This is a genomic window from Kitasatospora sp. NBC_00240, assembly GCF_026342405.1.
Taxonomy (GTDB): Bacteria; Actinomycetota; Actinomycetes; order Streptomycetales; family Streptomycetaceae; genus Kitasatospora.
On sequence record NZ_JAPEMU010000001.1, the window covers coordinates 2,196,399 to 2,218,117 of the forward strand.

At 73.0% G+C, this 21,719-nt stretch carries 16 protein-coding genes; 14 read left to right on the forward strand and 2 right to left on the reverse strand.

The window, feature by feature from the left end:
- The first annotated feature begins 134 nt into the window (after positions 1-134).
- Positions 135-1,994, forward strand: coding sequence for a glycoside hydrolase family 15 protein (locus OG689_RS09200; protein WP_266319259.1), 1,860 nt, complete (start codon positions 135-137; stop codon positions 1,992-1,994).
- 153 nt (positions 1,995-2,147) lie between these two features.
- On the opposite strand, the gene OG689_RS09205 is transcribed toward OG689_RS09200, so the two are convergent.
- Positions 2,148-4,325 carry a glycoside hydrolase family 6 protein gene (locus tag OG689_RS09205; RefSeq protein WP_266326981.1) on the reverse strand — a complete coding sequence of 726 codons (2,178 nt, stop codon included), beginning with the start codon at positions 4,323-4,325 and terminating at the stop codon, positions 2,148-2,150.
- A gap of 694 nt (positions 4,326-5,019) precedes the next feature.
- On the opposite strand from OG689_RS09205, the gene OG689_RS09210 reads away from it, so the two are divergent.
- From OG689_RS09210 to OG689_RS09250, 9 genes are all read left to right on the forward strand, one after another.
- Positions 5,020-5,475, forward strand: a complete 456-nt coding sequence (locus tag OG689_RS09210) for an SRPBCC family protein (protein WP_266319260.1) — start codon at positions 5,020-5,022, stop codon at positions 5,473-5,475.
- 95 nt (positions 5,476-5,570) lie between these two features.
- Entirely contained in the window at positions 5,571-5,966 is a 396-nt protein-coding gene (locus tag OG689_RS09215) for a GNAT family N-acetyltransferase (RefSeq protein ID WP_266319262.1), read from the forward strand.
- Between the two features lie 636 nt (positions 5,967-6,602).
- Positions 6,603-7,820 (forward strand): aminotransferase class I/II-fold pyridoxal phosphate-dependent enzyme, encoded by a 1,218-nt coding sequence (locus OG689_RS09220; protein ID WP_266319264.1) that lies wholly within the window; start codon positions 6,603-6,605, stop codon positions 7,818-7,820.
- Between the two features lie 300 nt (positions 7,821-8,120).
- On the forward strand, positions 8,121-9,386 hold the full coding sequence (gene egtA, locus OG689_RS09225; protein WP_266319266.1) for an ergothioneine biosynthesis glutamate--cysteine ligase EgtA: 1,266 nt from the start codon (positions 8,121-8,123) through the stop codon (positions 9,384-9,386).
- A 92-nt stretch (positions 9,387-9,478) separates the two neighbouring features.
- Positions 9,479-10,774, forward strand: a complete 1,296-nt coding sequence (gene egtB, locus OG689_RS09230; protein WP_266326983.1) for an ergothioneine biosynthesis protein EgtB — start codon at positions 9,479-9,481, stop codon at positions 10,772-10,774.
- Between the two features lie 160 nt (positions 10,775-10,934).
- Complete coding sequence (egtC, locus tag OG689_RS09235; protein WP_266319268.1) at positions 10,935-11,672, forward strand: ergothioneine biosynthesis protein EgtC; 738 nt, start codon at positions 10,935-10,937, stop codon at positions 11,670-11,672.
- Positions 11,673-11,834: 162 nt separating this feature from the next.
- Positions 11,835-12,806: an L-histidine N(alpha)-methyltransferase gene (gene egtD, locus OG689_RS09240; protein ID WP_266319269.1), complete on the forward strand. Its 972-nt coding sequence runs from the start codon at positions 11,835-11,837 to the stop codon at positions 12,804-12,806.
- A gap of 166 nt (positions 12,807-12,972) precedes the next feature.
- Entirely contained in the window at positions 12,973-14,412 is a 1,440-nt protein-coding gene (locus OG689_RS09245) for a sugar porter family MFS transporter (protein ID WP_266319270.1), read from the forward strand.
- A gap of 174 nt (positions 14,413-14,586) precedes the next feature.
- The gene (locus tag OG689_RS09250) at positions 14,587-15,846 is read left to right on the forward strand and encodes a nitric oxide synthase oxygenase (RefSeq protein WP_266319272.1); all 1,260 of its coding nucleotides are present in this window, start codon (positions 14,587-14,589) and stop codon (positions 15,844-15,846) included.
- 37 nt (positions 15,847-15,883) lie between these two features.
- On the opposite strand, the gene OG689_RS09255 is transcribed toward OG689_RS09250, so the two are convergent.
- On the reverse strand, positions 15,884-16,570 hold the full coding sequence (locus OG689_RS09255; protein ID WP_266319273.1) for a TetR/AcrR family transcriptional regulator: 687 nt from the start codon (positions 16,568-16,570) through the stop codon (positions 15,884-15,886).
- Positions 16,571-16,701: 131 nt separating this feature from the next.
- Here OG689_RS09255 and OG689_RS09260 point away from each other — a divergent pair, with 131 nt between their 5' ends.
- The 4 genes from OG689_RS09260 (at position 16,702) to OG689_RS09275 (ending at position 21,612) form a co-directional block, all read left to right on the forward strand.
- Complete coding sequence (locus OG689_RS09260) at positions 16,702-17,895, forward strand: acyl-CoA dehydrogenase family protein (protein WP_266326985.1); 1,194 nt, start codon at positions 16,702-16,704, stop codon at positions 17,893-17,895.
- Between the two features lie 117 nt (positions 17,896-18,012).
- Entirely contained in the window at positions 18,013-19,200 is a 1,188-nt protein-coding gene (locus OG689_RS09265) for an acetyl-CoA C-acyltransferase (RefSeq protein ID WP_266319274.1), read from the forward strand.
- Positions 19,201-19,214: 14 nt separating this feature from the next.
- Complete coding sequence (fabG, locus tag OG689_RS09270) at positions 19,215-19,973, forward strand: 3-oxoacyl-ACP reductase FabG (protein WP_266319275.1); 759 nt, start codon at positions 19,215-19,217, stop codon at positions 19,971-19,973.
- Positions 19,974-20,223: 250 nt separating this feature from the next.
- On the forward strand, positions 20,224-21,612 hold the full coding sequence (locus tag OG689_RS09275; protein ID WP_266319276.1) for a S53 family peptidase: 1,389 nt from the start codon (positions 20,224-20,226) through the stop codon (positions 21,610-21,612).
- Positions 21,613-21,719: the final 107 nt, after the last annotated feature.

Consider the following 21,719-nt stretch of genomic DNA (forward strand, 5'->3'; position numbering starts at 1 on the left):
ACCCCTTTAGTTTCCCGGCTATATCCGGCTCGGAGGAGACAACAGGCACAGAAGATCATCCTCCGCACGCCGAACGGGTGCAACTGGAGGCTCCCGGCCTGCCGGGGCAGGCGGAGGGCCGGATAATAGCACCGATGAGTGGACGGATTGAGGACTACGCCCTGATCGGCGACCTGCAGACCGCCGCCCTGATCGGACGGGACGGATCGGTCGACTGGCTCTGCCTGCCCCGGTTCGACTCCCCCAGCTGCTTCGCCGCGCTGCTCGGCGAACAGCACCACGGCAGCTGGCGGCTCGCACCCGCCGGCGCCGGGCCGTGCGGTTCGCGCAAGTACCGCGGCGACAGCCTCGTCCTGGAGTCCGAGTGGCAGACCGCCACCGGCAGCGTCCGGGTCACCGACTTCATGCCGCACCGCGACAAGGTCCCCCGGCTGGTGCGGATCGTCGAGGGCCTCACCGGCAGCGTCGAGATGCGCGGCGAACTGCGACTGAGCTTCAACTACGGCCGCATCGACCCCTGGGTGCGCCGCACCGGGCACCACCGGGTGGCCGTCGCGGGCCCCGACTCCGCCTGGTTACGGGTACCCCCCGGGGTGCACACCTACGGCGCGGACGGCACCACCGTCTCCGACTTCACCGTCACCGCCGGGCGCCGGGTCGCCTTCCTGCTCACCTGGCAGCCCTCCCACCTGCAGAGCACCCCGAACACCGACCCCGACCAGGCGCTGGCCGCCACCCTCGGACGCTGGCAGGACTGGGCCGGCAGCTTCCGCTACCGGGGCGAATGGCGCGACCCCGTGCTGCGCTCCCTGATCACCCTCAAGGCGCTCGCCTACGCGCCGACCGGCGGCATCGTCGCCGCGCCCACCGCCGCGCTGCCCGAGCTGATCGGCGGCACCCGCAACTGGGACTACCGGTTCTGCTGGCTGCGCGACTCCAGCATGACGCTCTCCGCCCTGCTGCGCGGCGGGTTCCGCGAGGAGGCCGCGGCCTGGCGCCAGTGGCTGCTGCGGGCCATCGCCGGCGACCCGCGCGACTTGCAGACCATGTACGGCGTCGCCGGCGAGCGCGTGGTCACCGAGACGGAGGCCCGCTGGCTGCCCGGCTACGAGGGCTCCCGGCCCGTCCGGTTCGGCAACGCGGCCGTCGCGCAGCTCCAACTGGACGTCTACGGAGAGGTGGTGGACACCCTCCATCTGGCGCTGCTGGCCGGCATCCCGATGGAACGGCACGTCTGGGGCCTGCTGCGGGCCCTGATGGGCTACCTGGAGCAGCACTGGCAGGAGCCGGACGAGGGCCTCTGGGAGTTCCGCAGCACCCGCCGCCACTTCGTCCACTCCAAGGTGATGGCCTGGGTCGCCGCCGACCGCGCGGTACGGCTGGCCGAGGCCACCGGGCTGCCCGCTCCCGTCGAGCGCTGGCGCGCGATGCGGGACGCCGTCCACGCCGACGTCTGCGCCAACGGCTACGACCGGCGCCGCGGCACCTTCGTCCAGCACTACGGCGGACAGGAGTTGGACGCGGCCACGTTGTTCGTGGTGAAGAGCGGGTTCCTGCCGCCGGACGACCCGCGGGTGGTCCGCACGGTGGACGCCGTCCGGGCCGGGCTCGACCACGGCGGCTTCGTCCGGCGGTACAACGGGCTGCGGTCCGGCCATCACGGCGGGCAGGCGGCCGGGCGGGCCGGGGCGGACGGGCCGGACGGGTCCGTGACGGCGGGCGGGCCGGTGCGGGCGGACGGGCTGCCCGGCGGCGAAGGCGCCTTCCTCGCCTGCTCGTTCTGGCTGGCGGACGCCCTGGTGGCGACCGGACGCCGGGACGAGGCGAGGGAGTTGTTCACCCGGGTGGTGGCGCTGGCCAACGACCTCGGTCTGCTCGCCGAGGAGTGGGACCCGGTGGAGGGCCGCCAACTGGGCAACATGCCCCAGGCGTTCACCCATGTCGCGCTGGTGAACACGGCCTTCACGCTGGCCGAGCCGGCCCCCGGGGACTGACCGCCTCACCCCTGCGGCGCCCCCGGCGGAAACGGGCCGGGGGCGCCCCTCGGCGGAACGAGGTCCGGCCGGCCCCGGGAGATCGGGGCCGGCCGGGAGGTCGGACGGTCGTTCACCGGTGGTGCACCGGGAGTCGGCCGCCGGGGTGGTGCGTCAGCTCGCGGTGCAGGTGAGCGTCGGGACCGGGTTGCTGCCGGAGTAGCTGGCGCCGAAGCCGAAGCCGGCGGTGGCACCGGCGGCGAGCGCCCCGTTGTAGCCCGCGTCGGTCACGCTGACAGCGGCACCGGTCTGGGTCTTGTTGCCGTTCCAGAGGTTGGTGATCTGCTGGTTGCCACCGAAGTTCCAGGTGACCTTCCAGTGGCTGGTGGCGGTGGTGCCGGTGTTCTTGACCGTCACGTCGGCGTTGAAGCCGGCGCCCCAGTCACTGCTGACCGTGTAGGTCGCGGTGCAGCCCAGGTTGCCCGTGCCACCCGTCGAGGCGGTGGTGACCGTGACGCTGTTGGAGGCCGCCGAGACGTTGCCCGCCGCGTCCTTCGCCTTCACCGTGTAGCTGTACGCCGTCGAGGCGGTCAGGCCGCTGTCGGTGTAGGTGGTGGAGGTGGAGGAGCCGACCTTGGTGGCGCCGCGGTAGATGTCGTAGCCGGTGACGCCGACGTTGTCGGTCGAAGCGCCCCAGGAGAGCGAGACGCTCGCCGAGGTGGTGCCGGTGGAGACCAGCGCCGAGGGCGCCGTCGGGGCGACGGTGTCACCGGTGCCCGCGGCGGTGGTGGCGGTCACGCTGTTGGAGGCCGCCGAGACGTTGCCCGCCGCGTCCTTCGCCTTCACCGTGTAGCTGTACGCCGTCGAGGCGGTCAGGCCGCTGTCGGTGAAGGTGGTGGAGGTGGAGGAGCCGACCTTGGTGGCGCCGCGGTAGATGTCGTAGCCGGTGACGCCGACGTTGTCGGTCGAAGCCGCCCAGGAGAGCGAGACGCTCGCCGAGGTGGTGCCGGTCGAGACCAGCGCGGACGGCGCGGACGGGGCGACGGTGTCGCTGGTGCCGCCGGTGACCGGCGGGTACGCGTTCTTCAGCAGCTCGCGGAACTGGGCGGAGAACCAGGCACCGGCCAGCGGCGCGTCCGGCAGGGCGCCGGACATCTGGTTGCCGTTGCGCGCGTTGCCCGTGTAGGTCGGGTCGCACATCCGGTCGAAGCCCTTGCCCTGGTCGTTCGCGATCTCCTTGCTGGCGCCGTCGGACTCGCCCGGAGGCTTCACCCAGACGTAGGCGTCGATGCCGGCGGCCGGGGCCGCCGTCGGACGCTCGCCGAGACCGGCACCGGACTGGTTGCACCAGTTGCCGGCCTGGAAGCGGCGGTCGATGCGGCCACCGTTGACGTAGGCGTCACCGCTGGTCGTCGGGCCGGGGCCGGTCGGACGGTTGGCGCCGCCCCAGCCGTTGCGCGAGGTGTCGATCAGCATGCCGATGTTGCTGTCGAAGCCGGACGCGGCGGCCTTCTGGCGGAACGCGACGGCGTAGGACTGCTCGTCGACGTAGCGGTTCCAGTCGACCCACTTCGAGGTGGCGCGGATCGGCTGGCCGCCGACCACGTCGTCGATCGTGAAGTTGGGCTCCTTCAGCGCCGAGTAGTTGGCGGTGTTGACGATGAAGCCGTGCACGTTGGCGACGGTGCTGCCGGAGGAGGTGGCGGCCGTCTTCAGCAGGTCGATCGTCGGCTGGAGGTTGGAGTCCCAGCCCAGCCAGCCGTGGTGACCGGCGTCGATGTAGTTGTAGACGTTCGAGATGGCACCGAGCTTGTTCAGTGCGTAGCCGACGCCGTTGACGTAGTTGCCGTTGGCCTTCATCACGTCGCAGTTGGCGGTCGCCGTGGCGGTGCCACCGGCGTTGGTGATGAGGTTCGGCAGCGAGTCGATCTCGATGGTCGTCACGATGCGCAGGTTCGCGTAGGCCGGGTCGGCCAGGATCGCGGCGATCGGGTCGATGAACTCGCTCTTGTAACGCGGCAGGTCGGTCGGGCCGAGCTCACCGTTGGACGCAAGGGCCGCACAGTCACGGCCGGGCAGGTCGTAGACCACGAGCTGCACGACGTACGGCTTGCCGGCGGCCTGCGCCACGGCGGCGTTCAGGTGGGCGCGCAGGCCCATGGACGTGCTGGAGCCGTTGATGGCGGCGATCCGGTCCAGCCAGACCGCGGTCGGCTGGTTGGAGACCGCGGTGCCACCGGGCTCGGCGGCGGCGAGGGCGGACCACTCCGGGTTCACGTAAACCCCGGCACCCACGTACGGGTTGTCCACCTTGGTGGCGGCCTGGGCCTGGTTCGCGAAGGCGATCGGCATGACCGCGGTGGCGCTGAGCGCGACGGCGGCGGCGGCAGTTCTGAGCCGGCGGAGGAGCTGTGCTGACACTTCTTGGATCCTTTCGGGTGGGGGGGATCCAGGGGGAAATGAGTGGGAGCGCTCCCACAATCGGGGGGCGAAGTCGGAGGGCATCCCGTTCCTCACGGCATATAAAGCCATGGGGCAACTGCTCCGTCAAGGTCTAGGACTGATTTCGACGATTCGACAACCCCGCCCACACCGGCTCGCGTTGACGTGTCAATCGTGGGAGCGCTCCCGGAGCATTGGGCCCACGAGCAGCGCGGAAGCCGCCCGGGAGGGGGGTGGGAACGAGGCCGGAGCGGGGCGGCGACGGGTGGGGCACAAGCCCGGGATCGGGCCCGGCTCGGGCCCGAAGTCGGCCCGGCAATCGGCCCGGAAGTGGACCCGGAGGTTGTTGCGGAGAGGGTCTCGGAGGGGCCCTCCCCCGGACGGCTCCGGCGCCTGGGCCGGGTTGCCGGGCGTCCCGAACGGGTAGCCCGGGCGGGAGGGTTCGGCCGGGCGGCCGGGCCGGGGGCAGGTCGCCCGCGAAGGCAGGCCCTCGGGCGTGCACACGGCCGGAAGGCTCCCGGTACGGGCTGCCCGGACCGAGCCGGCAACCCTCCAGGCGCGCGGCGCGCCCGGACGGACGGCGTCACGACTCAGGGGGTCACGGATGGATCTCAGCACCTACCGCCTCAGCAGTGCTTGGCAGTTCGACTCCTCACCCGGCCCCGTGCTGACCGTGCTGACGGATGTCGCCGGGTACCCCCGCTGGTGGCCCCAGGTCCGTACGGTCCGGCCGACGGCCGACGACGCCGGCGAACTCGTCGTCCGGTCACTGCTCCCCTACCGGCTGGTCTTCACCGTCCACGCCGCCCGGCAGGACGAGACCGCCGGCGTCCTGGAGGCCCGGATGACGGGCGACCTGGTCGGCTGGTCACGCTGGACGGTCACCGCTCAACCCGTCGGCACCCGGGTGCTGTTCGAGGAGGAGGCCCGGCTGGGCAAACCCCTGCTGCGCCTGCTGGCCGTCCCCGCCCGGCCGGTCTTTCTGGCCAACCACGCGGCCATGATGCGCGGCGGCGAACGCGGTCTGCGCGCGCACCTGGCAGCCGTGGCCGGGTACTGACCCCTGACGCCTGACGCCTGCCCCCTGACCCCTGACGCCCACGCATCCCGCAGGCCGCGCGGACAACGGTCGCGAGCGGATGAAAGCCTGGTCGCATGACCATCGACGATCTTGCTCTCACCATCCGGCCCGGCCTGACGGACGAGGCCCTCAATGAGCTGTTCACGGCGGCCTGGACAGAGCACCGAACCACCTCCTTCGAACCCCTGCTGGCACGCAGCCTGACCTGGGTCACCCTGCACCGGGCCGGACGGCTGGTCGGGTACGTCAACGTGGTCGGCGACGGCGGGGCGCACGCCTTCGTGCTGGACACCACGGTCCACCCCGACGAGCAGCGCGCCGGACTCGGCTCGCGACTGGTGCGCGCCGCGGCGGCCGAGGCCCGGGCACTCGGCGCGCACTGGCTGCACGTCGACTACGAGCCCCACCTCGAATCCTTCTACGCCCGTTGCGGGTTCCGCCCGACGGCGGCCGGTCTGATGCGGCTCTGAGCCGCGTCCGGACGAGGCCGAGGAGCGGTGCGGGCCGACGGCTTCGGTGAGGACGGTCGAGTGAGGGCGAGTGCCGGGCGGACTTTCGGGCCGGTGGACGCCGAAGCATCGCGCGGTGGCCCGAACTCCCTTGGCCAGCACGCACTTCTTCCGGATCGTGTCCACGATCAGCGCCAGGAACAGGACCGTACCGGCGACTGCCACCAGGGCGATACCCCCGAGAAGCACCACCTCGACCACGTCGAGCACCGCCGCACCGCCGCCCCCGGGCCCGCCCCGGCCGGCCGGCCGGCCGCACACCCGGACCAGGGCATGCCCGCTCCGGGCCCGGCCCACTCGCCCGCCGGCGGACCGCCAGGCCAGAGCTGCGGACGACGGCAAGCGGCGGTGGGATGACAGATAGCGAATGGCAGATGACGAATGACGAAGAGCAGATGACGGCTGACAGATTTCAGATTTCAGATTTCAGCTGACGACAAACAGCTGACCGCTGACGGACGACACCCACCGACACCCGACACCCGCCCCGCGCCCCGCGCCCCGCGCCCCGCGCCCCGCAAGTCACCCCCGCCCCTCCCCCACCCGCGTTAGCGTGACAGCGAGCCGCCCGTACCCGCCCAGCCCTGGAGGTCCGAGTTGGAACCGCGCCCCGCCGCAGACCCGTACCCCGGGGCGGAGTTCGACCGGCCCTTCGACCGCACCGGCACCGGCAGCATCAAGTGGGCCCGGGCCGGGGCGGCCCAGGACGGGGTGATCGCCCTGGGCCTGGCCGACATGGACCTTCCCGGGCCACCGGCCGTCGCCGAGGCGCTGGCCGCCCGGGCGGCCCACCGCGCGTACGGCTACACGCTCTGCGACCCGGGCGGACGCGAACTCGTCTCGCAGTGGTACCGGGACCGGCACGACGTGGCGGTCGACCCGGACTGGGTGCTGCTGCTGCCGTTCAGTCCCCGCACCGCGCTGCGGCTGCTGCTGGAGGCGATCGCGCCGACCGGGCCGGTGCTGATCCCCACCCCCGAGTGGGCCGGATTCGCCGAGATCTGCGGGGCGGCCGGCCTGCCGTACCAGGAGATCGCGCTGTCCCTCGAGGGCGACGGCTACCGGCTGCCGACCGAGGAGTTCGCCCGCCGGCGGCCGGGGGCGATCGTCCTGAGCAACCCGCACAACCCGTCCGGCCGGGTCTGGACCCCCTCCGAGATCCGCGCCCTGGCCGAGGCCGCCGCCGACGGCGGGACGACCGGCCCCGGGGGAGGCGGCGCGGGCCGGGCGGCCGGGTCGGGCGGGGTGCTGCTCTCCGACGAGGTGCACGGCGACCTGCTTCACCCGGACCACGGCCTTCGGCACCCGGTGGCGGTGGTCGCGGCGGGTGACCTGGCGCGGCACACGGTGACCCTCAACTCGGTCGGCAAGACCTTCAACACCTCCGGGATCCCCAGTTGCTTCGCGCTCGTCCCGGATCCGGCCCTGCGCAGCAGGCTGACCGGGCTGATGGCCGGTTTCGGGCTCTGGGAGGGCGGCCTGCTGGAGCAGACCGTCCAGCAGGCCGCCCTGCAGCACGGCGGTCCGTGGCTGGACGCGCTGCTGCGCCATCTGGTCGGGGCCCGGGAGCGGCTCACCGGGGTGCTCGGCAGCGCGGTGGTCTCCCGCCCGCAGTCCTCCTACCTGCTCTGGCTGGACGCCGGGAAGCTCGGACTGCCCGCCGAGGGCGCGCGGGTCGCGTTGCTGGAGCGGTGCGGGCTGGAGCTCTCCGAGGGCACAGGTTTCGGCGAGGCCGGGATTGGGCAGTTGCGCCTCAACTACGCCCTCCCCACCCCCTTGCTGGCGACCGTGGAGGCCCGACTACGTGCCCTCTGACCTGCATGGACACCCGTTCATCGGAACTTTGCACGGCGGATCCGCATGCCCCGTAGCAGACTGGGCAGGAAGACCGGGCCGCAATCGTGAACCCCGAGGATGGTGAGTCCGGTGATACCTGTTCGCCCGAACCGCCCATCGGTCCAACCGGACGCCGAGCAGTTGCCGCAGGCCGCGCAGCAGTCGTCGGCGCCGGGCGCCGGGTCCGCTCCGCAGTCCCGAGCGGGCTCCCGGTCCCGACCGAGCACACAGGCCCCGCAGGCGGTGTCCCCGCTGACGGAGTCGACGGCCGAGAGTCATATGGCCGGTGTCTGTTTCAAGATCGGTCCGCCTCGGCTGGTCGGGGTGGAGGTGGAGTGGTTCGTCCATGACGACCGATGTCCCGAGGCGACTGTCACATCTGAACGCGTGGCCGCCGCCCTGGATTCGCTGCCGCCGCACCCCGACGGCCAGGCACAACCCGGCCAGGTACTTCCCTCAGGGTCGCTGATCACCCTGGAACCAGGCGGGCAGGTCGAGCTCAGCTCCCCGCCCGCCGACAGCCTCGGCTCCTGTGTCGAGGAGACCCGGCGAGACCTCGCCGTCCTGCGGTCCGCCTTCGCCGCGCAGGGCCTGCGGCTCACCGGCACCGGCACCGACCCCCTGGACCGCGACCGCCGGATGGTCCTGGAACATCCCCGCTATCTGGCGATGGAACGATTCTTCGACCGGGGCGGCCCGTGGGGCCGGATCATGATGACCGGCACCGCCTCCGTCCAGGTCTGCGTGGACGCCGGCTCCGAACTGGGCCCGCACGCACTGCGCGACCGCTGGCGGCTGGCGCACCTGCTCGGACCGGTCCTGGTCGCGGCCTTCGCCAACTCCCCTCTGCTGGACGGCAAGCCGACCGGTCACCGGTCCACCCGGCAGACCGTGTGGTCCCGGATGGACCCGAGCCGCACCCTCGCCCCCGGAACGGACGGCGGGGACCCGCGGGCCGCCTGGGCCTCGTACGTGCTGGACGCCGAGGTGCTCTGCATCCGACGGCCGGACGGACAGCCCTGGACCGCGCCCGCCGGCCTGACCTTCCGGGACTGGCTGCGCGGCGCCGGCGACCGGCCGCCGACCTGGGCCGACCTCGACTACCACCGCACCACGCTCTTCCCGCCGGTCCGGCCCCGCGGTCACCTGGAACTGCGGATGATCGACGCGCAGCCCGGCGACGGCTGGGTGGTGCCCGCCGCGCTGACCGGCGCGCTGTTCGACGACCCGGTGGCCGCCGACGCGGCCCTGGCCGCCCTCGAACCCCTGGCCGCCGCCGACGGCACGCCCCCGCCGCGGAGCCCGGTCTGGCAGCGCGCGGCCACCCAGGCGGTCGGCGACCCGCAGTTGCGCCGCGCCGCCCTGGCCTGCTTCGCAGCCGCCGACGCAGCCCTGGGCAGGCTCGAAGGAGCCGCCCGACTGCGCAGCGCCGTGGCCGAGTTCGCCGACCGCTACCCGGCCCGCGGCCGCTGCCCGGCGGACGACCAGCTGGACGCCCTGCGCTCCGGCACCCGACTCTCACCCCCGGAGGCCGCACCGTGCTGAACCACGACACTGACCCCGGCACCAGGACGCTCGGTACCGCGACACCCGACGGCAGCACTCCCACAAGCCCGGGCTCCCCCGGCACCGAGGACCTGCGCGAGCTGATCGCCACCGAGCTGATCGCCGCCCGCGCCCGCACCGCGGCCCTCACCGACTGCGTCGAGGAGCCCGATCTCACCGCCCAGCACTCGCCGTTGATGTCACCGCTGGTCTGGGACCTCGCGCACATCGGCAACCAGGAGGAGCTCTGGCTGCTGCGCAACGTCGGCGGCCGCGACCCCATGCACCCGGAGATCGACCCGCTCTACGACGCCTTCGAGCACCCCCGGGCCGAGCGGCCCAGCCTGCCGCTGCTCCCGCCGCACGAGGCCCGGGCGTACGCGCACGAGGTACGCGGGCGGGTGCTGGACCTGCTCGCCGCGAGCCCCCTGGAGGGCCCGCCGCTGCTGACCGACGGCTTCGCCTTCGGCATGGTGGCCCAGCACGAACAGCAGCACGACGAAACCATGCTGATCACACATCAGCTAAGGCAGGGCCCGGCGGCGCTGACCGCACCGGCGCCCCCGCCGGCCCCGGCCGACGCCGCCGGCCTGCCCGCCGAAGTACTCGTCCCCGGTGGGCCGTTCCGGATGGGCACCGACACCGAGCCCTGGGCACTGGACAACGAACGCCCGTCCCATGACGTCGAGTTGGACGACTTCCTGCTGGACACCACCCCCGTCTCCAACGCCGCCTACCAGCGGTTCATCGCCGACGGCGGCTACCAGGAGCCCCGCTGGTGGACGCCCGAGGGCTGGGAGCACCGGACCCGGGCCGGCCTGGTCGCCCCGCTGTTCTGGAGCCGGGACGGCGGCCAGTGGCTGCGCCGCCGCTTCAGCGTCCTCGAACCCGTCCCCGGCGACGAGCCGGTACTGCACGTCAGTTGGTACGAGGCGGACGCGTACGCCCGGTGGGCCGGGCGGCGGCTGCCCACCGAGGCCGAGTGGGAGAAGGCCGCCCGGCACGACCCGGTCGCCGGCCGCTCGCGCCGCTACCCCTGGGGCGACCAGGCCCCCGGGCCGGAGCACGCCAACCTCGGCCAGCGCCACCTGCGCCCGGCGCCCGTGGGCAGCTACCCGGCCGGCGCCTCCCCGTACGGTGTACGGCAGTTGATGGGCGACGTCTGGGAGTGGACGGCGAGCGACTTCCGGCCGTACCCGGGGTTCCGGGCCTGGCCGTACAAGGAGTACTCGGAGGTGTTCTTCGGCCCGGAGTACAAGGTGCTGCGCGGCGGCTGCTTCGCGGTCGCCCCGGTCGCCTGCCGGGGGACGTTCCGGAACTGGGACTACCCGATCCGGCGGCAGATCTTCGCCGGGTTCCGCACCGCCCGCGACCCGGAGCACCGCTGATGCCCGCGCGAGCCGGAGCACGCCGGCGAGCGACCCGACGGGCCCCGCAGCGGGCCGTTCGGCAGGCCGGGCACCACGGTCCGGACCGCACGCCGGACCACACGCCGAACCGCACGCCGGACCGGGCGGGCCCGCCGGCCCGTCACCCGGAGGTGCGCTGATGTGCCGCCATCTCGCCTACCTCGGCGCGCCCGTGGCCCTGCGCGAACTCATCAGCGAGCCGCCGTTCGGGCTCCACCGGCAGTCCTGGGCGCCCAGGATGCAGCGGTACGGCACGATGAACGTCGATGGCTTCGGGGTCGGCTGGTACGCGGACGGCGACCCGGTGCCGGCCCGCTACCGCCGGGACGGGCCGATCTGGGCCGATCCGTCGTTCGCCGACCTCACCCGGGTGGTGCGCAGCCGCGCGGTGCTGGCGGCCGTCCGCTCCGCGACCGAGGGCTGCGCGGCCGGCGAGGCCGCGGCCGCGCCCTTCGGCGCCGACGGCTGGCTGTTCAGCCACAACGGCGTCGTCCAGGGCTGGCCGGACAAGCTCGACGCGGTCGCCGCCCTGCTGCCGCCGGCCGAACTGCTCTCCTTGGAGGCCCGCAGCGACTCCGCCCTGGTCTGGGCGCTGGTGCTGCACCGGCTGAGAGCCGGCGCGGGCCCCGGCGAGGCGCTGGCCGCGACCGTCCAGGACATCGCCGCCTGCACGGACGCCCGGCTGAACCTGCTGCTGACGGACGGCGCCACCATCGCCGCCACCACCTACGGCGACACGCTGTTCCGGCGCAGCCGCCCGGGCCACAGCGTGCTGCTCGCCTCGGAGCCCGCCGACGACGGTCCCGACTGGGCTCCCGTCCCGGACCGCTCCCTGGTCCTGGCGACCACGGAGGGCGTGACCGTACGCCCGCTCTGAGCACCCACCCGGGGCGCGGATCCCGGCGCACCGGTCCCGTCCGGGCGTCCCGGCCGCCCCGCACCCCGGCATCCCGCCGACGCGCCTCCATCCGCGCAGATCCGCACCTGCCCCCACACCCGCACCCGCACCCACACGTCGGACCCGAGAGGACGAACCACCATGCACGCCTTCGATCTCACCCGTCTGCTGCCCGCCGACCACTTCAGCCAGGCGCTGCGCCACGACGTGCAGCACGGCCTGACCTCCGAACCGAAGTGGCTGCCGCCGAAATGGTTCTACGACGCCCGGGGCAGCGAGCTCTTCGAGGAGATCACCCGGCTGCCCGAGTACTACCCGACCCGGGCCGAGCGGGCCATCCTGACCGAGCGGGCCGGTGAGATCGCGGCCGCCTCCAAGGCCCGGACGCTGGTCGAGCTGGGCTCCGGCTCCTCGGAGAAGACCCGCCTGCTGCTGGACGCGCTGCACGAGCTGGGCACGCTGGAGACCTATGTGCCGGTGGACGTGAGCGAGAGCGCGCTGACCGCAGCCGGGCAGGCGCTGGCCGAGGAGTACCCGGAGCTCACGGTGCGCGCGGTGCTGTCCGACTTCACCGCCGGGCCCGGGCTGCCGCCGGACGGCGGGCCGCGGCTGGTGGCCTTCCTCGGGGGGACGCTCGGGAACCTGCTGCCGCCGGAGCGGGCGGAGTTCCTGACCACCCTGCGCGGCATGGTGGACCACGGCGACTCGCTGCTGCTGGGCACCGACCTGGTGAAGGACCCGGCGGTGCTGGTCGCGGCGTACGACGACTCGGCCGGGGTGACGGCGGAGTTCAACAAGAACGTGCTGAACGTGCTGAACCGGGAGCTGGCGGCCGACTTCGACCCGGCGGCGTTCGAGCACGTGGCGCGCTGGGACGCCGAGCAGGAGTGGATCGAGATGCGGCTGCGCTCGCTGCGCACCCAGACCGTGAAGATTCCCGCACTGGACCTGCCGGTGCACTTCGAGGCCGGCGAGGAGCTGCGTACGGAGGTGTCGGCGAAGTTCCGCCGGGAGCGGGTCGCGGACGAGCTGGCGGCGGCCGGGTTTCGGCTCTCCCAATGGTGGACAGACGAGGCCGGCAGGTTCGGGCTTTCACTGGCCGAGCCGGTGTAGTCGGCCCCTTATGTTCAACACCTGAATGTAGGGATGCCGAGTCCATCCCAGTTTGAGCTTGCCGTTTCGATTCATACGAACATATCTTGAACGCGCGTTGCGGCAACCCGGCCGCAAAGCGTTCATGCTATGCAGGCTCAGTGTTGAGCACCGGGAGAGAGATTCCGTGACCGCCACCCAGTCGTCAGCCCGGCCCGGCCGGGCCCCGGAGGCTTCGGCCCCGGCCCCCGACCGCCTCGGCTTCGTCGTCTTCATCACCGCCGCCGCCGCGCTCGGCGGGTTCCTGTTCGGCTACGACAGCTCCGTGATCAACGGCGCCGTCTCCGGCATCCAGGAAAGGTTCGGTGTCGGCGACGGCGTGACCGGCCTGATCGTCTCCTCCGCACTGCTCGGCTCGGCGGTCGGCGCGGCGCTGGCCGGCCGCTTCGCCGACCGCTACGGACGGATCAGGGTGATGAAGGCGGGCGCGGTCCTCTTCGGGATCAGCGCCGTCGGCTCGATGGTGCCGTTCGCCGCCTGGGACCTCGCCCTGTGGCGGGTCCTGGGCGGTGCGGCGATCGGCATCGCCTCGGTGATCGCGCCGACCTACATCGCCGAGGTGGCGCCGACCCGCTACCGGGGGCGGCTCGCCTCCTTCCAGCAGGCCGCGATCGTGCTCGGCATCGCCATCTCGCAGCTGGTCAACTGGGTGCTGACGGAGTCGGCCGGCGGTGACACCCGGGGACAGCTGCTCGGCCTGGAGGCCTGGCAGTGGATGCTCGGCGTCTGCGCCGTCCCCGCCGTCGTCTACTTCGTGCTCTCCTCGATGATCCCGGAGTCCCCGCGCTTCCTGATCTCGGCCGGCCGGCTCGACGAGGCCCGCGAGGTGCTCAAGGAGGTCGAGGGCCCGGCCGCGGACACCGACGCCCGGATCGCCGAGATCCAGGGCCTGATCGCCTCCGACCACCGGCCCCGCTTCAAGGACCTGCTGGGTGGCCGCTTCGGCCTGCTGCCGATCGTCTGGACCGGCATCGGCCTGTCGGTCTTCCAGCAGCTGGTCGGCATCAACGTGATCTTCTACTACTCGTCGATCCTCTGGCAGTCCGTCGGTATCGACCAGAGCAACTCGCTGCTGATCAGCTTCTCCAGCTCGATCATCAACATCGTCGGCACGGTGATCGCGATCCTGCTGGTCGACCGGATCGGCCGCAAGCCGCTCGCCCTGGTCGGCTCGGTCGGCATGGCGCTCTCGCTGGGCGCCTGCGCCTGGGCGTTCTCCTCGGCCACCGGCAGCGGCGACGACGTCGCCCTGCCCGACCTGCAGGGCACCGTGGCACTGGTCGCCGCCAACGCCTTCGTGCTGTTCTTCGCGATGTCCTGGGGTGTGGTCGTCTGGGTGATGCTCGGCGAGATGTTCCCCAACCGGATCCGGGCCGCGGCGCTCTCGGTGGCCGCCTCGGCCCAGTGGATCGCCAACTGGGCGATCACGGTGTCCTTCCCGTCGATGGCGGGCTGGAACCTCTCCGCGACGTACCTGGCCTACGCGCTCTTCGCGGCCGGGTCGGTGTTCTTCGTGGCCAGGTTCATGAAGGAGACCAAGGGCGTCCGCCTGGAGGACATGGGCTGACCCGCCCTCCGCAGCACGCGCCCGCCCGCTCCGACCGGGCACCCCGGCCGGGGGCGGGCGCCGCCACGGCCCCCGCACCCTAGCGTCATTCGCCGGGAGCGGGGGCCGATTCGTTCACTCTCTGCGGCCGGGTACACACATCCGGTACTCCTGAAGGCCTGGGAGGGATGATTCTTGATCTTCAACCGGCTTCGCACCCGCAGACCCGTACCGACGGGCGCCTGCCCGTACGGCCACACCGCACCGGTCGCCGGCACCTCGCCGACGACGGGTCCGTCCATGGCCGGACCGGCCGCGGGCGGACCCGTCGTGACCGCGCCGGCCGCCCCGCCCACCGCACGGCCCGCCGCGTTCACCGACCCCCGGCAGGCGGCCGACTTCGTCCGGCAGTTCCACCAGGAGCGGCCGGGAGCCGGCGGCCCCGGCCCGCGGCTGCGCCAGGTGCTGGACGAGATCGACCGGACCGGGACGTACGAGCACACGCCCGAGGAGCTGGCCTTCGGCGCCCGGCTGGCCTGGCGGAACGCCGCGCGCTGCATCGGGCGGCTGTACTGGCGCAGCCTGGTGGTGCGCGACCTGCGCCGACTCTCCTCCGCCGACGACATCGCCGAGCAGTGCTTCGAGCATCTGCGGCTGGCCACCAACGGCGGCCGGATCCGGCCGGTGGTCTCGGTGTTCGCCCCCGACCGGCCGGGCCGCCCGGCGCCCCGGATCGTCAACCAGCAGCTCGTCCGGTACGCGGGTCACCCGGCGCCCGGTGGCGGCTGGACGGGCGACCCGGCCGGGGCGCAGCTGGCCGCGCGGGCCCGTGACCTCGGGTGGAAGTGCGGCGGGGAGCCGTTCGAGGTGCTGCCGCTGCTGGTGCAGGAGCGTGCCGGGGCCCGGCCGGAGTGGTACGAGGTGCCGGACGACGCCGCCCTGGAGGTGCGGCTGACCCACCCGGACCACGGGTGGTTCGCGGAGCTGGACCTGCGGTGGTACGCGGTGCCCGCGATCAGTGACATGACCTTGGAGATCGGCGGGGTGCGGTACCCGACGGCGCCGTTCAACGGCTGGTACATGGGCACCGAGATCGGGGCCCGCAACCTGGCGGACGCGGACCGCTACAACCTGCTGGCGGAGGTCGCCGGGCGGCTCGGGCTGGACACCTCCAGCGAGCGGACGCTCTGGCGCGACCGGGCGCTGGTGGAGCTGAACGTGGCGGTGCTGCACTCGTTCCAGGAGGCCGGGGTGACCATGGCGGACCACCACACCGAGTCGGAGCGGTTCCTCAGGCACATCGCGCAGGAGAAGCGGCTCGGGCGGCCCACCCCGGCGGACTGGAGCTGGATCGTCCCGCCGGTGTCGGGCGGGCTGACGCCGGTGTACCACCGCTACTACGACCCGGTGGACCCGTCGCTGCGGCCGGCCTTCCTGGCCCGTGAGCCGTGGTGAGCGGCGCGGGTGCCCGGCCGGGCGGGCCCGGTCGGCGTCAGACCTGGCCGGCACCGGCACCGGGACCGGGACCGGGGTGGACGGTGCGCAGGTAGCGCAGTTCGAGGCCGTCGAGCAGGGCCTCCAGGCCGGTTTCGAAGGCTCCCTCGTCGATCGAGCGGCGGTGCTCGGCGAGCAGGTGGGCCTCGCCGAGGTGCGGGTACTCGGCCGCGTACAGGCCGGCGTCCTCGGGGAACCCGGCGGCGAACGAGGCGAGCGCGGAGCCGGTGACGAAGTAGCGCATCAGGGCGCCGATCCGGGTGGCCTGGCCGCGCGGCCAGCCGGCGTCGACCAGACAGCCGAAGACGGCGTCGGCGAGGCGCAGCGCGTTCGGCCGGCGGCCCGGGCCCTGGGCGAGGACGGGGACGATGCTGGGGTGGGCGGCCAGGGCCGCGCGGTAGGAGCGGGCCCAGTCGCGCAGTGCGGTGCGCCAGTCCGGGGCGGCGTCGGCCGGGCCGGCCGGACCGAACATCGAGAGGTCCACCTCGCCCATCACCGAGTCGACCACCGCGTCGAGCAGTTCGTCCTTGGTGGCGAAGTGGTTGTAGAGGGAGGGGCCGCTGACCGAGAGTTCGGTGGCCAGCCGGCGGGTGGACAGTGCGTCCAGGCCCTCGGCGTCGGCCAGCGCGAGAGCTGCCGCGACGATGCGGTCGCGGCTGAGCAGTGGCGTGCGCGGGCGGGCCATCGTCGATTCCTCCGGTCGGGTGGGCGGGCACGCCCAGGGCGGTCATTCTCGCAGGCGGCCCTTCACAGATCGGCCGGGGCGGGTTAGAGTCCGAAAAACTTGCACCGCTAGTTTAACGGATGGACGCCCCCATGAACCTGGAGCTCACCGAGGAGCAGAGCGCCGTCCGCGCACTCGCCGCAAGCTTCACCGACCGCGAGATCGTGCCGTACGCCGCCGCCTGGGACCGCGCCGAGTCGGTGGACCGCTCGATCGTCAAGAAGCTGGCCGAGGTCGGCTTCCTGGGGCTGACCATCCCCGAGGAGTACGGCGGCAGCGGCGGCGACCACCTGGCGTACTGCCTGGTCCTGGAGGAGCTGGGCCGGGGGGACTCCGCCGTGCGCGGCATCGTCTCGGTCACCCTCGGCCTGGTCGCCAAGTCCGTGAACGCGTACGGGACCGAGGAGCAGAAGCGGCACTGGCTGCCCGCGCTCACCTCGGGCCAGGCCCTCGGCTGCTTCGCCCTGACCGAACCCGGCACCGGTTCGGACGCCGCCAACCTGACCACCCGGGCGGTCCGCGACCGGCGTGGGGGCACCTCCGGCTCGGAGAGCGGGGGAGACTGGCTGATCAGCGGCTCCAAGATGTTCATCACCAACGGGACGTGGGCCGACGTCGCCCTGGTCTTCGCCCGCACCGGCGGCGACGACCCGGAGCAGGCCGGTCACAAGGGGATCACCGCCTTCCTCGTCCCGACCGACCTGCCCGGATTCACCCGCACCGAGATCCACGGCAAGCTCGGACTGCGCGGCCAGGCCACCGCCGAACTCACCTTCGACGCCGTCCGGGTGCCGGACAGCGCCCGGCTCGGCGCCGAGGGCAAGGGCTTCACGGTGGCGATGGCAGCCCTGGCCAAGGGCCGGATGTCGGTGGCGGCCGGCTGCGTCGGGATCGCCCGGGCCTGCCTGGAGGCGGCCGTGAAGTACGCCGCCGAACGCGAGCAGTTCGGCCGGCCGATCGCCTCGCACCAGCTGGTCCAGGAGCTGCTCTCGGACATCGCGGTGGACCTGGAGGCGGCCCGGCTGCTCACCTGGCGGGTGGCCGACCACATCGAGCGCGGGCTGCCCTTCGGCACCGAGTCCTCGGTCGCCAAGCTGTTCGCCAGTGAGGCCGCCGTGCGGGCCGCCAACAACGCGCTGCAGGTCTTCGGCGGGTACGGCTTCATCGACGAGTACCCGGTCGGCAAGTACCTCCGGGACGCCCGGGTGATGACCCTGTACGAGGGCACCAGCCAGATCCACAAGCTGCTGATCGGACGCTCGCTCACCGGTGTCAACGCCTTCTGACGCCCGGCCCGTTCTCCCTCTCATCACCGCGACCCTCATCACCGCGACCTCATCACCGCGGCCTCATCACCGCCACCCCCGACCCCCCGACCCTCCGACGTAGAGGAGCCCGACGAAGTGCGTCCTGTCTACTTCGCCGCCGCCCGCCGCACCCCCATCGGGCGGCTGCGCGGCGCCCTGTCCACCGTCCGGCCCGACGACCTGTCGGCCGCCGTGCTGCGCGGCCTGCTGGCCGACGTGCCCGCTCTCGACCCGGCCCGGATCGACGACGTCTACTGGGGCGCCGCCAACCAGGCCGGCGAGGACAACCGCAACGCCGCCCGGATGGCCGTCCTGCTGGCCGGGCTGCCCGAGACGGTCCCCGGTGCGACGGTCAACCGGCTCTGCGCCTCCGGGCTGGAGGCCGTCAGCACGGCGGCCCGGGCGATCGGCTCGGGCGAGGCGGAGATCGTCGTCGCGGGCGGCTGCGAGTCGATGAGCCGCGCGCCGTTCGTACTGCCCCGCCCGGACGAGGCGCTGCCGCACAAGCTGGAGACCTTCGACACCCGGCTCGGCTGGCGGATCACCAACCCCCGGATGCACGAGCTGCACGGCGTGCTGAGCATGGGCGAGACCGCCGAGGAGGTCGCGAGCCGGTACGGGATCAGCCGCGAGCGGCAGGACGCCTTCGCACTGCGCAGCCACCGGCGGGCCGCCGCCGCGCGCAAGGACGGCCACTTCGACGCCGAACTGCTGCCCGTCGTCCGCCCGGACGGTGTGACGGTCGGCCAGGACGAGAGCATCCGGGAGGACTCCTCCCTGGAGCGGCTCGCCAAGCTGAAGCCGGTGTTCCGGGACGGCGGGACGGTCACCGCCGGCAACGCCTCCCCCATGAACGACGGCGCGGCGGCGCTGCTGCTGGTCAGCGAGCAGGTGCTGGAGGAGCTGGGCCTGGAGCCGCTCGGCCGGTACGCCGCCGGGGCCTCCGCCGGGGTGCATCCGGATGTGATGGGGATCGGGCCGGTGCCGGCCACCCGCAAGGTGCTCGACCGGCTGGGCTGGAGCGTGCGGGACGTCCAGGAGGCGGAGTTCAACGAGGCCTTCGCCGCGCAGGCACTGGCCTGCGTGGACGAGCTGGGCTTCGACCCCGAGCTGGTGAACCCGTCCGGCGGGGCGATCGCGCTCGGCCACCCGCTGGGGGGATCCGGCGCCCGGATCCTCACCACCCTGCTGCACCGGATGCGCCGCACCGGGGCCCGGCGGGGCCTCGCCACCATGTGCGTGGGTGTCGGCCAGGGCACCGCCGTACTCGTCGAATCCGTCTGAAGGAGTATCAGCGCATGAGCAGGTTCTCGGACAAGGTCGCCGTCGTCACCGGCGCGGCCCAGGGCATCGGCGCGGCCACCGCACTGCGGCTGGCCGAGGAGGGTGCGACGGTCGCCGTGGTCGACCTGACCGCCGAGCGCGCCCAGGCCACCGTCGACGTGATCACCGCCAAGGGCGGCACCGCCCGGGCGTACGGCTGCGACGTGGTGGACCACGAGGCGGTGGAGGCGGTCTTCGCGCGGGTCGTGGAGGAGCTGGGCGGGCTGCACATCCTGGTGAACAACGCCGGGATCACCCGCGACAACCTCTTCTTCCGGATGCCGAAGGCGGACTGGGACGCCGTCCTGTCGGTCAATCTGACCAGTGCGTTCAACTGCGCCCAGGCCGCGCAGGCGTACATGGTCCGGCAGAAGTACGGCAAGATCGTCTCGCTCAGCTCGCGCTCGGCGCTGGGCGCCCGGGGCCAGGCGAACTACGCCGCCGCCAAGGCCGGCATCCAGGGCCTGACCGCCACCCTGGCGATCGAGCTGGGCCCGTACAACATCAACGTGAACGCGGTGGCGCCCGGCTACATCGCCACCTCGATGACGGCGGCCAGCGCGGAGCGGGTCGGTGCCACCCCCGAGGACCACCAGGCGGAGGTCTCGGCCCGGACGCCGCTGCGCCGGGTCGGGCAGCCGGAGGAGATCGCCGCGGTGGTGGCGTTCCTGGCGAGCGAGGAGGCCTCGTACGTGAGCGGCCAGACCCTGTACGTCAACGGCGGGGCGCGCTGACACCTGCCGTCGGAGGCGCGGCGACTGAGGGGTGTGACTACTTGTCGACATGACAGTACGTCGGCCTGACTGTCACACAAATGGCTGGTCCCGGTGGTCCATGACCGAACCCGGGGCCAGCCTTTACCTAGTCCGGTGGCCTGGAGCGGTCATGCCAGGAGTACCAAATGACTATGGCATGATCATGTTCTGATCGATGGGATGGCCGGACCGACCTCAGCAGGCCGGACCCTCCGTCCCAAGGAGTTCCATGGGCACCTCCCCCGCCACCGCGGGCACCCGCCGCTCCGCCACCGTTCGCGCCCTCGCGCTGCTCGCCGTCGGGGCCACCGCCCTCAGTACCGGCGGCGCCGGAGCGACCGGCCTCGCCGCCGGGCCGGCCACCGGGCACCGGCAGTCCCCGCACGTACGCCCCGCCTCCACCGGCCACATCAGCGCCGCCGGCCGGGTCGCCCCGCTGCCGACCTCGCAATGCGTCACCGAGATCGGCATCCACTGCTACTCCCCGCTGCAGTACCGCGCCGCGTACAACCTGGACCCGCTCTACCGGCAGGGCATCACCGGCAAGGGCCGGACGATCGTGATCGTGGACTCCTTCGGCTCACCGACCATCCAGCACGACCTGGAGGTCTTCGACCAGCAGTGGGGCATCCCCGACACCCAGGTCGAGGTGGTGAAGTGGGGCCAGGTCCCGCCCTTCGACCCGACCAACGCCGACCACACCGGCTGGGCCGGCGAGAGCACCCTGGACGTCGAGTACGCCCATGCCGTCGCCCCCGACGCCCACATCATCCTGGTCGAGACCGGCGTCGCCGAGACCGAGGGCGTCACCGGCCTGCCCGAGATGATGGACGCCGAGAAGGCGCTGATCAAGACCGGGAAGGCCGACGTGATCTCGCAGAGCTTCGGCGCCACCGAGAACACCTTCCCCGGGTACGACAAGGGCGACTTCACGTCGCTCACCGACCTGCGGTACGCCTTCCAGTACGCCGCGGCGCACGACGTCACCGTGCTGGCCGCCTCCGGCGACGCCGGCGCGACCGACTACCAGGCCGACGGCGAGAACCTCTACCCGTACAAGGTCAACTCCTGGCCGTCCTCGGACCCGCTGGTCACCTCGGTCGGCGGCACCCAGCTGACCCTGGACGACAACGGCAGGCGCACCGCGCCGGACCAGGTCTGGCACGACGACTACGGCGCGGCCGGCGGCGGCGCGTCCGGCGTCTTCGCGCGCCCCTGGTACCAGACCGGCGTCGCCAAGGTCACCGGAAACCACCGGGGCACGCCCGACATCAGCATGAGCGCGGCCGTCGACGGCGCGGCCTGGACCTACGAGTCCTACGACCCGACACGGGTCGGCTGGCACCTCACCGGCGGCACCAGCGAGGCCACCCCGATCTTCTCCGGCGTGGTCGCCCTGGCCGCCCAGCTCGCCGGACACCGGCTCGGCCAGCTGGGCCCGCGACTGTACGGGCTGGCGCTCCTCCCGCAGCAGTTCAGCGGCATCGTCGACGTGGCGGCGGGCGACAACTCCTGGGACACCGTCACCGGCTACCAGGCCGCCAAGGGCTACGACCTCGCCTCGGGCCTGGGCACCATCGACGCGACGCGCTTCGTGCACGCCCTCGCCGGGCGCTGACCCCGCCCGTCACGGCGCGGCACCTCGTACGACGGTGCGGCGCACCGTACGACCGGCCCGGCCGGGTGGCTCCGCGCCGCCCGGCCGGGCCCTCGTGCGGCCGGGGG

Bases quoted from the DNA above. Each gene is read 5' to 3' on its own strand.
- OG689_RS09200 (WP_266319259.1), top strand. From the start codon at position 135: ATGAGTGGACGGATTGAGGACTACGCCCTGATCGGCGACCTGCAGACC.
- OG689_RS09205 (WP_266326981.1), bottom strand. From the start codon at position 4,325: ATGCCGATCGCCTTCGCGAACCAGGCCCAGGCCGCCACCAAGGTGGAC.
- OG689_RS09210 (WP_266319260.1), top strand. From the start codon at position 5,020: ATGGATCTCAGCACCTACCGCCTCAGCAGTGCTTGGCAGTTCGACTCC.
- OG689_RS09215 (WP_266319262.1), top strand. From the start codon at position 5,571: ATGACCATCGACGATCTTGCTCTCACCATCCGGCCCGGCCTGACGGAC.
- egtA (WP_266319266.1), top strand. From the start codon at position 8,121: ATGGCCGGTGTCTGTTTCAAGATCGGTCCGCCTCGGCTGGTCGGGGTG.
- egtC (WP_266319268.1), top strand. From the start codon at position 10,935: ATGTGCCGCCATCTCGCCTACCTCGGCGCGCCCGTGGCCCTGCGCGAA.
- egtD (WP_266319269.1), top strand. From the start codon at position 11,835: ATGCACGCCTTCGATCTCACCCGTCTGCTGCCCGCCGACCACTTCAGC.
- OG689_RS09255 (WP_266319273.1), bottom strand. From the start codon at position 16,570: ATGGCCCGCCCGCGCACGCCACTGCTCAGCCGCGACCGCATCGTCGCG.
- OG689_RS09260 (WP_266326985.1), top strand. From the start codon at position 16,702: ATGAACCTGGAGCTCACCGAGGAGCAGAGCGCCGTCCGCGCACTCGCC.
- fabG (WP_266319275.1), top strand. From the start codon at position 19,215: ATGAGCAGGTTCTCGGACAAGGTCGCCGTCGTCACCGGCGCGGCCCAG.
- OG689_RS09275 (WP_266319276.1), top strand. From the start codon at position 20,224: ATGGGCACCTCCCCCGCCACCGCGGGCACCCGCCGCTCCGCCACCGTT.